3 protein-coding genes are annotated in these 14,854 nt (G+C 51.7%); 1 reads left to right on the plus strand and 2 read right to left on the minus strand.

Translation table 11 applies throughout. From position 1 onward, the window contains the following. Positions 1–2: 2 nt before the first annotated feature. Positions 3–3,071: an ExeM/NucH family extracellular endonuclease gene (locus ACIDE9_RS05215; protein ID WP_411993254.1), complete on the minus strand. Its 3,069-nt coding sequence runs from the start codon at positions 3,069–3,071 to the stop codon at positions 3–5. A gap of 298 nt (positions 3,072–3,369) precedes the next feature. On the opposite strand from ACIDE9_RS05215, the gene ACIDE9_RS05220 reads away from it, so the two are divergent. Then, entirely contained in the window at positions 3,370–4,464 is a 1,095-nt protein-coding gene (locus ACIDE9_RS05220; protein WP_411993256.1) for an alpha/beta hydrolase, read from the plus strand. 68 nt (positions 4,465–4,532) lie between these two features. On the opposite strand, the gene ACIDE9_RS05225 is transcribed toward ACIDE9_RS05220, so the two are convergent. Further along, on the minus strand, positions 4,533–14,831 hold the full coding sequence (locus ACIDE9_RS05225; RefSeq protein WP_411993258.1) for a filamentous haemagglutinin family protein: 10,299 nt from the start codon (positions 14,829–14,831) through the stop codon (positions 4,533–4,535). Positions 14,832–14,854 lie beyond the last annotated feature (23 nt).

Raw genomic sequence — 14,854 nt, forward strand, 5'->3', positions numbered from 1 at the left:
AATTACCAGCGCACATCTCTGTGGGCGTCCAGTTGATTCATGGCTAATCCTTTTAAGGTCACCAGCGGTTTGGCAGTCGCCGCCCCTGCAGTGCCGTCGGTGTCGATCTGCAATTGCACACCGCCTGTAACACTTACCCAGCGTGCAACACCGTCTGCAAACGGCTGGCTACCGGTGTAACCTATGCTTTGCAGCAGTTCAACGATGTCCAGTTGATCTTCGCCTGGCGTAAAGTCAGTGATGGTGTCAGTCGCATCACGCATGCTTTGGTAGACAAAGGTGTCATGCCCAGCCAGCCCGGTGATAGTGTCTGCACCCACACCACCGGTGATGACATCGTCACCCACGGTGCCTACCAGCGTGTCGCGCTGGCTGCTGCCGCTGATGGTTTTCACCAGTTGCACGCCGACGATCACCGGGTCATGGTCTGAAGAACGGTAAGGGCTATCGCTATAGAGGTCTTGCGGTTTGAACTCGGTGTTGTAATCAATCACAAACGGCTCATCCGCATTGATATGCCAGTGCGAGGTGCCTGTCACTTGTGCGGCCATACTGCTGCTCGCCAGGGCATGGTCCAGGTAACCGGCTTCGCCATCAAACACGTAGGAGTAATCCGTGTCACCGTTAAAACGGGCGATCTGGTCTTGCAAACCACCCGCCGCCAGGGTCAGGATAGGGTCTTCTTTACCATACGCATTGAGGTCGCCAATCACCACCACATCGCTATCGCCTGACTGCGTTTGCACCGTATTGATGAACTGCAACAAACGGTTGGCCTGGGCCAGGCGTTGCGGGTTGTAGCAGCCTTGGCCATCGCCCTGATCCTGGTTACCGCCTGCAGCATCCGAGCAGCTCTTGGATTTAAAGTGGTTAACCAGTACCGAGAACTTCTCGCCATTGGCCGCCTTAAAGGTCTGCGCCAGGGTTGGACGGTTATTGATACTGTCGTTATCAGACAGTGCCGCAGCCGTCGGGGTCAGTTTGGACGGTTTGTAGATCATGGCCACCTTGATCGCGTCAGTACCAGTGCCGGTCACCGGGTCAGCAATCACAGCATAGGTATTGGCACCTAAGACGCCATTCAAACCATCGACCAAGTTTTGCACCGCAGCTGTGCCATTGTTCTGGATCTCCATCAAGCCCACCACATCGGCGTTGATCGCCGTCAAGGCACGGATGATCTTGTTACGCTGGCGGTTGAACTCGACCAGGTTATTGGCACCGCGGCAGTTAGACGCAGACACGCTGCCACCCAGGCTGCAACCCTGCCCGCTTTGACCACTGGCAGTGGCGCCGTTAGTGAAGGTGGTGAAATAGTTAAGCACGTTAAAGCTGGCAACTTTGAGATTGCCCTGCACGCTGGCAGGTGCGGCAGTACGGTGGTTTTCACGCGTAAATTGCACAGCCTCCGTGGGGTGCAGTTTGTAATCACGCGGGCCTGGGTTAGACGCCGTGATCAGGCCATGGTCTATCACCCCGGTCAGGTTTTCCACGACGTCACCCGCACGCAAGGTGTTATCTTCGCCGATAAATGGAATCGGATTCGGGTTTTGCACACTGCTGCCGTCATCCAGCACCAGACGGCGGCGCGCATTGTCATCCGCTAGTTGTGCCGCCGCCGCAGACGTCGCCGGGAACACATTGCTAGGCTTGATCATGCGGCCTTCGGCAGACAAGGTCACCTGGCCATAACGGCCTTGAAAGTAATTCTGTGAAGCGGTCATTGGCGTGGTGATACGCACCAGCATGCCTTCATACGCTTCGAGATCGCCTTCCGTCACTTCTGGCAGCGTGATGTCTGTTGGCAGAATCACATTGTTGCTGCTCAACACTTGCAAGCCGCTGATATTGATCAGCTCGGTGATAGTGTTGAATTCTGTCACGCTGGCGGTCATGCGGACTTTCTGGCCTTTGCTCACCGTCGGTGTCACGCCCGAACCCAGGTAAACAAAAATACCGTCAGAGGTCTGTGGATTGCCATCGCCGCTGACATCTTGCATGTAAAAACCATTCAAACCTGGGAACACCGCTGTCACGACACCTTCAGTGGTCACGGTCTGCCCATTGAGCGGACTCACTGAGTCCACGCCTAAGGCGCTGCCCTGAATCTGGAAAATACGGGTAATGCTGCTGCTTTGTACATTGATGCTCACGCTGCAAGTGGCCGTTTGCGCTTCGTTGTTGGCAAACTGCACGTCAACCGCATAGTTACCTGCTGGCAAGCTGCCATCCAGTTGCAAGCTCGCACTGGCGGACTGGCCATCACTGCCCGCGGCGACAAAGTTGCTTAATGTGACGCCAGCTGGCGCAGAGGCTGACAAGGTTGCCGCATTCACGATGCTGTCAGCATCAGACGCTTGCAGCAATACCGAGCCAGCTTCGCCCACTTGCAAAGTCACTGCCGGACAAGAAGTCACAATCGGCTGATTGGTGCCGCTGCCGCCGCCACACACATTGACTGCACTGCTGCTATTACGCGGTGCAGGCGCGCCAGTAACAAAGTCACTGGCGTTCTGGTTAGTATCCTGGCAGCCATTGTTTTTACGTAACAAAGCGGTGCTGCTGTTGATGGCCGAAGCCACTGCGCCTTCAAAGAAGTTAGCCGTACCATAGCCGACCAGGTCCACAATCTGTGCTAACTGGGCCGGGCTACACACCACTGAACCACCGTTACAGGCCAGGCCAGTGCTGTTATTCACCAGCACCACCTTGCCATTGGTGCCGCTCATGTCGGTAGCGTTGTTGCCCACATCAGGCGTAGGCAATGCCAGGCCGTTGGCGGCACTGCGCAAGCCCACCAGGTAGTATTGACCAGGTTGCAATACGCCAGACAGTGTGGTCACGCCATTGGCAGCGAAGTTGCCGGTACCGGTCGCACTACCATATTGCACAGACCAGCCATTGATATTCACCGCGGCAGAACCAGCATTGAATAACTCAACAAAGTCCTGGTTATACACACTGCCCTGGCCGCCATAAATCTGGCTAATCACCACCTCAGCATAGACAGGAAGACTTAGGGAAGACAGGCCTAACCAGGCCAACGCCCAATGCATTTTTTTCAATTTCATTCAGGACTCCGAAGTTTTTATGACTCGATAAAAGCCTGAACACTTTAGCAATTTAGATTGCCGTCAATATTAAGTTTCACTCCAGCGTGCTAGGCAGGTCGGACTAGAAAACCACCATAAATCGGCCGCAATTGGTACAGTTTTTGGTCAATGACCAGACCTGACGCCTAGTCATATGCACCAAAAGCGTGCCGGATGGCTTGTCCTACATGAGATTGCTCTCGTACCCGACAGCCATCTCCCGCAAGCTGGCCTACAGTTTGATTTTGATCAGTTTGAACTCAAGAAAGGACGCAGAATGGCAAACACACATGAATCGTTACTCGACAAAGTCGCAGCCCTAGTACCCAGTATTGATACAGTGCCTGGCATTGAAGGCGGTGCCCCATTGGCCGAAATGATGCCTGCGCTACCTGAGCCACCACAGGTGGACCCGGACATGCAATTAGTGCTGGATGCATTGACGGCACTGGGTGGCAAGCCGATTGAAACTTTGACGCCAACGGAAGCGCGTCAGCAGCCGACACCCGCAGATGCGGTCAAGCGCTTGTTGCAGGAAAAAGGCCAGTTCCCCGCCGCTGCCCAGGTTTCCAGCCAGGAAATCAGCATACCCGGCGGGCCGTTAGAGAGTATTCCCGCACACGTCTACACACCTATCGGCGAAGGGCCTTTTCCGGTCATCCTCTACTTTCATGGCGGTGGCTTTGTGCTAGCCGACAGTAAAACCTATGAAGCGTCGATTCTGGCACTCTCACAAGGTATACGGGCTATCGTGGTCGCGGTCGATTATCACCTGGCGCCCGAGCACCCGTTCCCTACCCAGCCCAATGAAGCATTTGCAGCTTACCAATGGCTGCGGCTGCATGCAGGAGAATTGAATGGCGACCACCAGCGCATTGCCGTCGCCGGAGAAAGTGCGGGCGGTAATCTTGCGGCTGTCATTTCATTGATGGCGCGCGACAAGGATGTACCTATGCCGATCCATCAATTGCTGATTTACCCACTGGTCAATAACGATACGCAGAATGCGTCTTATGAGGACAATGCCCACGCCAAACCATTGAATGCCGCCATGATGCACTGGTTTTTCGGACACTACAGCCAACCTGCTGAGGCCGAAAGCGCCTATGCGCTACCCGATAAAGCACACTCACTGAAAGAGCTACCTCCCTCGACTATCATCACGGCAGAAATCGACCCTTTATGTGAAGAAGGCAGGGCCTTTGCCGAACGGCTGCAAAAAGACGGTGTCCCGGTGAACTATCGCCATTTTGATGGCGTGGCGCATGAGTTCTTCGGCATGGCTGATGTTGTCGCCAAAGCCAGGGAAGCGCAAGTGTTTGCGATTGCTGAACTGCGCAAGGCATTCAATGACTTCCAAGCGATACATTAACCTGCTAGCAATAAAAACGCCCACCAAAGGTGGGCGTTTTATCAAAGAACCATCTTGTTACAAGCGCATTAATCCTCCAAACGAATCGTCTTCACTGTCACGATAGGTGGCAACTCTTTAGGGGCAACGTTTTGATTATTCATCTGGTTACCCAGATTTTCAGTCATAGTGTTCGCGGCCCCTGCAGAAGTACTTGCAGAGCTTAACGCAGCACCGGCCAGACTACCTGTATCTGCTACAGGCACCCCAGAGGAGGTACCAGACACAGTAATGTTAGAGCTATTCAACACCTGGGTAGCACCGACCAGCAAATTACCAGCGGCAACCCCTGCTTCACCCGCATCCAATACACCACGCGGCGCGAATAACGCAACTGTAGCATCCTCGAGTTTAGGACCTTGCAGTGGACCACTAGGACCATCGGGGTCATAAGTCTGTGCACGAATACCAGAGCCAGAAGCCACCCCTTTGACCTCGACGGTCACATCACCGTTGGCATTGATACTGACCACACGCTCAGGCACAGACTGTGCTGCTTTGGAGCCCCGACCGGCATCGATATCGCCATGATTAGACCAGATCAGAATATCGCTACCATATTGCGTAATCACTTTCGACTGGTTGACCAGGAAGTTACCATCTGCATAAGCACCGATATTGCCACCTTTCTCAGTCACTACACCAATATCATGCTCAAGTGAGTTATTAGAAGCCACGCCAGCATTAATCAAGCCACCAGGTGCAAACAGATTGATATTGCCGTTCCTGGAAGTCCTGATCTGGCTTTGATACATCAACAAATCACCGGAGTAGTCCTTGCCAGAGAACAAGGAGGCAATGACATCATCACTTCTGGTGGTGCTAGCGGTTTTAATATACTCCCTGCCTGCTTCCAGCAATTCCGCCTGGAATTGTCTCAAGGCAAAAATCTCTTTTCTGGTCGTATCCAACGTCAAGAACTCTGCCATGGCCTCCTGCGCAGTGTACGGCTTGCCAGTCGCCGGGTTTTTGCTGCTGGTGATTTCATTCATGTAAGCCTGTACGCGTGCCGCTGCTGACTGGCGATAGTTGGCCAGTGCCTTAGCATCACCTTGCAGCGATGCAGGGCCACTTCCCGTTGGGTCAATATAGGTGCTGACAAAACCATCAATATTGGTGCCTGATTTGCCTAGGCCAGCCAGTAAGGTGATGTTAGCGCTGTTGTCAGCCAGGTTAGGATTCACCGTATTCGCCAACGAAAGAATACCGCTGGTATTACCCAAGTCGACCGTGCGGCCAGCCTTGATTAACACTTCACCAGGGCCGTTGATATCAATACGCGCCTGCTGTTTACCGTTCTCCATGACAAAATCTTTACCGGCGTGAATTTCTGACACATCATCCACATTATTATGCTGAATAGACGCATGCAAGGTCACATTACTACCAGCATTGATATAAACCGGTTTTGATGACTTGATACCATAGATATTGGTACTATCTCTGTCAGTAGGCGTCCCAGTCAGTCGAATATCGCCATCACGTGCCACAATCACAGCTGTTGTTGAATCGTTTTGATGCACGGGTACCGCGGAAACGCCTGTTTTGATGCTACCCAAGATGCTTGTAATGCTGCTATCGCTTGGGCTGCCTGTCGTAGGATTAAAGACGTTTAACACAGCGCTTAAATCGGCATCCGAAATCAAGATATTCGCTGTAGGATTGATGTTTCCACTTGTATTCACACCACTGACAACACTACCAGCGGCCAATAAACTTAAGTTGCCACTCGCTGCTGGCGCCAACAGCATCTTATAGGTCGTAATATCCCCAGCAAACGCAGTCACATTGACTGTACCCGGGTGGATAGCCGCCATATCATTATTGGTTAATGTCGTGTACCCCGCTGAGTTAAGGCCCGTACTCGCAATCGACTGCCTGTTACTTTGCCCGACTTCAACGTTGCCTGATAAAGAAGCTACATTCAAGGCAGAATCTGCCGAATAGGTATTAAAGAAAGTACTATTTGCAATCTGGTTCTGCGCCAATGTACTGCCTTGCACCCAAAGAGTAGGATTAAACGCGGTCTCAATTTTCACATTGTTTTTTGCACGCACGTCCGCACTAGCGTCCTGCAAGGCAATCACAGTGCCTGTCGTTCCCGATTTAAGTACACTATCCCCGGCCTCTAACGCTAACTCGCCACGACCAACGTAGTACACCCCATTCGTCAAATTACCGCCTGCGGAAACAGACACATCACCGCCACCGTTGACCAAACTCGTGCGGACCTCATCTCCTTTAGCATCCAGCGTTTTAACAAATTGTGCATTGGTTGCTGAAGAAGCTGATACGTTAGTGATGTTTCCACCTGCCTGGATATTAACGTTACCGCCACCCAATGCTGCAACGCCTTGCTGGAACAAGTCCGGGCGCACCCACCAGCTGGTATCAGTGCCATTACCGCCCTGGCGCAATAACCACTGGTTAACACTTTGCGTCGTGGCTGCACCGAAGATATTGCCAGCGATATCAATGGTAATATCTCCGCCATTATTCACATAGCTGGCCGCCGTTGGCACATTAGTCCCACCTGATGCAGGCGTAAATCCGGCCAGTGGTGCCGCCTCTTTACCTACCGTATAAATAACAGAGCCAACATTCCCCAAGGTCATATTGCCACCCGCAGCAATGGTGATATTGCCCTCACCCGTACGGATTAACTTATTATTGGCCAGCGTGAAATCACCCGCCCCGGCTTTGGTCTCGGTGATATTCGCAGCGCTATAGTCAGCCCCGGCAATCAGGTTGTAGTTAAACGTGTTTGCATTCGACTGCAACACGCCTGCTGTCGTCGCTGTGTTGAAGCCATCGCTTAAAGAGCCACTGAAAGTCAAATTACCGTTTGAGCGCAGGGTCAGCGAACCACCGCGCCCTGCCAGCAGCGCACCAAATGAGCGCAGGTTCACGTCTGCCGTGCCCACGGTCATGGCGGTTGCCGTGTTACCCGTGGTGCTACGCACTTCAATATGTGGCAGCACTTTTGCAGCCAGGCCATCCTGCGTCGCTGCATAGCCTCCTGCACCAGCATTCGCATTATAGAAGCTGTTGGTATCACTGATCATGCTGGCCATATTGGCAGCGGTAAATGCCGTGGTGGTATAGGTGCGGCTACCTTCAACCGTCACTTCACTGGCCCCTTTGATTGCAGCAGTCGTGTTCAATGCCACATTCACGGTATTAGCAGTGCCGGTCGTTCCGCGTGCACCTCTTAATGTCACCGAGCCATCGTAACCATCAACCCCTTTATTACCGTTGGCCGCAGCATCATAGCCACTGGTATCAATCAGGGCGCCAGCCTCAGCAGATACGGCATTCGCAGTAGATACACTGTTCGAGGATAACAGTACAGAACCGCCAGAGCCGGTTTGCAAGTCGCCGAGAGACTGATTAGCCTGTTGGCCGCGGGCCGTGATTTGCGCAGTATTAGCCAATGTCACCAAGCCATTGGCATAAATGGCCACATCACCACCTTTGCTACCATCTGCATTAATATGCCCGGCAACGGTCGCATTACCGTTATCAACCCCGATGGTCAATGCATGCGCAGTGACTGTATCGCCAGCGGCAATCGTGACATCCCCGCTACGGACACGAATGTCACGGCTTTCATTAAAGTGGCCGCTTTCCAGAGCCTGGTTCACTGCACTGAAGTTATCCAGGCTGCCAACATCCAGCTTGAGTGATGCTGTTTTTTCACCCTTGGCTGCCTGGCCCTGTAGCGTACCATCCGCCACCACAAAGTGACCACTCTTCGCATCCACTTGCAACGTACCAGCATCCCCGGCAGTGGTCCCTCCCTTGAGGTTTAACAGCGCATTACTTTCGATCTGGACATTGCCCTGCGCAGAAGTCAGGTGCACATTACCTGCATCCGTCGTCGCTGAATGGGTGCTATCAAACGCAACCGTTGCCGCAGAAACGTCAATGGCCCCGCCTGAGGCCACGGTCAGATTGCCACTGCGCGCCACAGCATTCACGGCCCCGGCATTCAATACCAGTTTGCCTCCCAATTGCATCTCGGTGGCAGACAAATTAAGTGTTGCGCCCAGCCCAGAAGTATTTGTCGGCTGTTGTCCATTGCTCAACGTCTGCAGACTGCCATTGCTAGCGAAGGAGTAGTTGGCGCCAGAGTCCGCCGTCATCACAGCACTGCTCATGGTGGTCTGGTCAGCATTGATATTGACTGTCCCAGTGCCTGTAAAGCGGATGTCTTTATTGGCATTCAGGCTGACACTATTAAATCCACCAATATTGCTGGACACACTCCCTGTGTCGCCGAAAGTAATCTGGTTGGCGTTAATGGCCAGTTGTCCGTTAAGTGCTGCAGGGGCAGTAAATAAAGCATTATTTGTGTTTTTAAGGACAAAGTTATTGGCATTAATATTCACATTACCGGCGTCATGATGCGCAATTCCAGCAGTATTAAACGTGATATTCAGGTTGTTATTGCCAAAATTAACAGCGCCTAAGATGTCAATATTTTTATAGCTGTTAAAGGTAATCCCTGACAAGCGTCCAAAATCAGCCAAGGTCTCTGAAGTAATACGTGTCGCACCATTCACAGGTTGATCACCAATGGCGTATTGATTGGCGCCCAAAGTCACCGTGCCACCATCAGCGACCTCAATCGCGCCCGATTGATCAAAGGCACTCGTTGCATCGAGTACCATAGATCTTGCGGCACTCACACTTGCGCCATCTTCAATAGTTAACTTACCTGTCGTTGGCGTTGCTGTCACGCCTGTTCTAGAGAAGTCGAAGTCGTTTTTGGCTGACACTGCCAACAGCGCGCCATCACCATTAGCGACCAAGGTGGTCGTCCCTGTTTTGTCTTGCTTGGCGCCGGTCTTCACCACCGCGCCTTGATTAACAGTAATCGTATCTTTGGAGGCAACAATTAACTCATCCGTTTGCACCGCATGATCTGCATCGTTGCTGAACGTCACGTTAGAAGCAGTGGTCGTGATGGTCTGCGTCTTGCCACTGACAGAACGACTCCCGCCTAACAGAATGGAGTCAGCACTGATTTTACTTAACTGATCAGCAGAAATCTGCAACACTCCTGCCTGCTGCGGATCAACGGTTGAAACCACACGAATATCGTTAGAAGAAATATCTACCAATGCCCCTTTGGCACCTGCCACATTGCTGGTATTAATATCCGATTCCAGGTTAAGGCTGCTGCCTGCTGCCAGTACCAATTGACCAGCATCGTTTGTCAGCCTTGGGGTTTCTTTGCCATCCCGGATGGCATTCTTGGTTAACAGGGCATTACCCGAGCTGACCAGATACTCTGCCAGGCCTTTATAGTTCTTGGTGCCGTAGTCTTTGTAAAAACTATTGCCATTAACAATATTAAAACTCGTATATTGACCACGGCTAGTGCCATCAATTTTAGTGAGATATCCTGAAGACAAACCTGTGCCATCTGCCTGCGTTAACTGCGTATTGATCTGCATATTGGCACCGTTGGCACTGACCAGAAACGCGCCTGGTAACAGCGCATAGTGCGCAGGCAGGAGCGTGTATTTACCTGCTGCCAGGCCATTGCCACCAGACAAGTAGATAGCCTGGCCGATGCCGACGTCAGAACCGGCACTCATTAAATAGTCATACGGTGCATACTGATTACCCAGAGACGGCAGCACAGCATAATAGCCTGCCTGGGATAGCACATCGACCGAGCCGCCTATGCCCTGAATCCACTCGTAAGCCATGGTATCGCCGTTACCGGAAATATCGACACGTGCGCCCGCCTGCAGATTCATATTATTGGCGTTCAGCGTGACCTTCTTCTTATCAACTGCAGCCATAAAGTTGTTGATGGCACCTTTGGTATCAGCCAACTCACTACCACCCAATACAGTCACGGCATAGGGAATCAAGCTACCCTCAGCAGACACTGAGGTCAGGCTACCTGGGGCCAGCGTTAAATCATGGGCAGCATTCAGGGTAATTTGCCCTAAAGGCGCACGTAACACACCGGCCTGCAAGATAGAGTCTGCATTTAATGTCATACTACCCACCGCTGACAAAGGCACCGTGCTTGCGGTTTTAGACTGGTTGGTCACTTCAATGCGACTGCCAGCACCGGTGGCCGTCACCGTGAAATCAACCGCGGTTGCCGGGTAAATTTGGGCGGCATCTAGCTGAATCAGGCCTGGCGCAGCAAGAGAGGCCGTTCCTTGCAGAGACGATGTAATGCCACGCGCACGAATATCCGTTTTACTGTGCAAACGTGTTTCGGCAACACCGTTCATCGCAATATTGCCCTGCAAGTCAATAAAGTTTGCCTTGGCAGTAAAGCGGTCTGTGCCTGCGGCCAGTTGGCTATCGCTCATGGTAATCGTGCTGTTGTTGGCTAACACCAAGGTAGACGCGTTGATATTGGCCGATCCCGATAGCGTGGTCGCATCCAGCGTCAGCAGCGAAGGCACATTCAGGGTGGTATCGGCGAAATGGATAGTGTCGCCAGTCGCGGCACTCACGTTATCCACCTTCAAGCTGACATTGTCAAAACCACCTTGACGAATCTGATCGGCTGAAATCTGACCGACTCCTTGTGCTGTGCTCAATGGCTCAGTAGACGAATTGGAGGTGTTAATCAGGTTAGCAGTACTACCACCAGCGGTATTATTGGCGGCCATCAGTTCTTTGCTGTTAGTAACGTTCAATACACGTGTGCCAGTTGTAAAATATAGAGGGGTGGAGATGTCGTTTTCAATCCCCGAGGCATTCTTGCCACCGAGGGTGATATTCAGTGTGCCCCCTTCACCGGCCCCAGAGGGATTACCCATCAGGGTGCCATCCAGCGCGATACCATCACGGCCGTTAATCGCAATCACGCCTGCACTGCCTGCCACAGACTGCCGGGAATAACCGCCTGACACTGGCAAATCAACTTTGCCACTGGTGCCAGAAACATCAATCACCGAGCCCGCCTTGGTAATGAGTACACCATTGCCTGCCGATAAAGAAATATTTCCTGCTTTGGTCACAAAAGCCGTGCGCAGGTTACCATCACTGGATGGCGGCTTCACGTATTGCGCCCGTGCGCTCAGCGTAGCAGTATCACCTACAAACAAACTCAGTGTAGGGTCAAAGCTGTTATTCGGCAGGGTCAGATCACTGGTATCGGGAATCGCGTCTATAGCTAGTTTAATGTCACCACCAGGCGCAGTAATATCCCCCAGAATGGTCATCTGGCCTTTAGACGTCAGGCTCACATTGCCTCTAGGCCCAGATTGGCTAGCGGGGGTATCTGTCACGATACTGGCATTCGACTGCAGCGTCAGGTCATCTCCCGCCACGACAGCCAGGCTGGCTGGTGTTCGCATGCTACCGGCGAGTGATGTCTTACTCACCAGTGTGCTTAAGTCGCTACCACTTTGTGCCATCCGCGCAGAGCCCCCAAGAACACGCGAGTGTTGCTCCGGGTGTATTGTCACCAGGCTATTGACCTGGTCACCGATCATCACATCACCGTTTAGGCGGCCCGCGTTACTTATGGTGTAGTTTGAAAAACCACCCTGCTGAAAAAAGCCTTCAGATAACCACAGTGTATTTTCTTGCTGGGGATTGATGCCGCCCAACTGGATATGATCAACAATCCCCGTCGCCTGCTCACCCTGTAACTTCACGGTTAAATGGCCACCTTGTGTTTGCTGACCATCGACCATCATGCCATAGCTGCTAAAGCTGCCAGCGCCGATCTTGTTATCTGCCATGGTCACGGTAATGTCACCACCATGGCCAGCATTCAATTGGCCTTTATTATTGAGCCATGCCCCAGATGAGGCATCCATGCTTGCACCTTGCCCCATACGCAAACCACTACTAATGGTAATGGTGTCTTCTTTGGGAGTGCTGCTATCGGTAATGATGTCACCGGTATCCTTGTGAACAACCATGCTGCCGATGGTAATGTTGCCGCCATTGAGCGCAACTTTACCCAGCATTGCTCCATTGACGCCAGGCAAATCATTGGTAAACAGGCCCGCAACATTGATCTTTACATTGTTAGCCACGGTCACGTCGGCACTTTGACTAGCAGACAGATTGACTGTGCCGGAAGGCAAACGAATATCGTGATTAACGTTTACACCGCCACTACCTAGCACATGCAGGCTACCATTTGCCTGCATATTGATGTCTGTGTTGAGGTTGACCTGCCCAGTGGTTTTGATTACCACATGATTTACCCCATTGGCCAGCATGGCGGTGCTTAACTCAGACGTTTGCTTCTGTTCTGTGCTCAGTTGGCTGTCTTCATTAAAGCTCTCAGACAGCGGGGCTGCAGATGAAACGATATTTAAAGCACCGGAGTTGTTATAGGTCAACTTGAAGGTACCACCCAACGGTATGTTATGTGCGTCAGTCTCTCCGCGCTGATAAAGACCGCTCACCGTACTGGCAAGCACATTGCCCTGCAACGCCATATTGGTGGTAGAAACACTCAGCGTCCCGGCATCACCACCCTGTTGATAAGTGGGCTGTGAATAACCGCTGACTGTCGCATCTGTGGCGACACTTTGCGCAGAAACACCATTCAAAGCATTGGCTGTCAGCGCCCATTGCCGGGTCTGCCCCCAACGGCCACTGGTCACAGAATAATAGTCACTCATGCCCTGATACGGCAGATTAGGCAATGCCTCAGACGCAAGTACCCATTTACCATTAATGAGCAAACTGCTTTCTCGGATAGAACCTTCGGTGTAAGTGGTACTGCCTGCCGACAAGTCAATCGTAGAACCTGCTTTGCTGACGACATTCACACCGGACAAATTCACCTGACCACCACTGGTGGAGCGTTCAGCCACTGTTCTGGTGATACCCGCTTTTGCCTGATCAATCACGCTCTGGCTCAGTATCTTAGTTCCTTTACGGGCATCCAGATACAATACTTCACCAAACAAGGCCCCGCCTCTTAATACCGGGGAGTCTCTTAACTGGTCAGAATACAGCTGAATTGCCAGTTGGTTACGGCTCATTGGGGCCGTGGCATCTACCCCGGAAACATCAATCACCGCGTTCTCGCCCAGATAGATGCTACTGTTATTCGTCTGGATATCTGTAGCAGTCACAAAAACTTGACCGCTATTAGCTGTGATGGTGCCATCAATCACAATATCCTTACCCTGAATATTGATCACCGACCCTTCAAGCTCCGTTTTTGTCGTTTGTGTACCATCCAGCTTATAAACTGATACCGGCAGCTTTTGTGCATCAATAATTTCTTCTTTATCATCCACATCAATGGTGACGGTCGTTTTACTATTTTTACCTAACGTCACTTTGCCGTACTCTGGATTGATATTCAGCTCGCCACTTTTAGAGCCAATTTGTTCGGCTTTGAGAAAAATCGAACCATTGGCACGCACCGAAGTAGACGCAGAAATATTCCCTTGCTGATTCACTGCCAGGCCAATCAGGCTGGCATTACCATGATTGACAATGATGTCACCCAGGTTAGTCGCCTTGCCGCCCGAACTCACCTCCACTAGCAACCCTGCAAACTTATCCAGCGTGCTCAGGTAAACAGTCTTGCCCGCCGCCAGAATGGTCTGGCCATCCGGTGTTTTAATCACGCCACTATTGGTGACATCTGGTGCCAGCAACATGACACGCCCGCCCGTGGCCGTGGTAATGTTCGCACCCTTGGCAACATCAATCACGCCAATGGCATCCGCGAATGAAAACACCGGGGAGGTGGTGTTAGACAAAATACCATTCTTATAAATAGTCTCAATGTTATTGTTCGCCAGGTTATCGAGCGTCGTCGCAGTCAGCGAGCCGACGTTGACTTGCGAACCGGCGCCAAAATATATGCCATTTTGGTTGGCAATATAGACATGGCCATTGGCATTTAACATGCCATTAATAAAACTGGCACCGCTACCCATGACCCGGTTTAACACGCTAGAGTTGGCATCAGGCATTTTAAAATTGACGGTGGCATTAGAGCCAATATTAAAGCTGTCCCAACGGATAACTGCATTATTGACCACCGTATTGATGTTCATGGTATTGCCATTGACATTGATATTACCGATGGCGGGCACAATATTGTGGCCCGTTGGCAAGGTATTGGCGTCCATCGCCAGCACTGGTGCAGACATCCAGGTTAAACAGCCAGCAAACAACAAGGCCATACTGCCGGTAGAAATTTTCCACCAGGGCTGCTCAGCACCAGCTTGACTGTCACCCACAGTGGCAGCACTCGCCAAAGTCACTGTTTTTTGATGAGTACGTGCAATTTCGGCAATCGGCACTAACATGCCTAAGCGTTTGCTAAATACCAGTTTGAATCGTAACTTGTTCATCATTTCACCTCGTTTACTTCAGCTAA

Source organism: Methylophilus sp. 'Pure River' (assembly GCF_046765995.1).
Taxonomy (GTDB): domain Bacteria; phylum Pseudomonadota; class Gammaproteobacteria; order Burkholderiales; family Methylophilaceae; genus Methylophilus.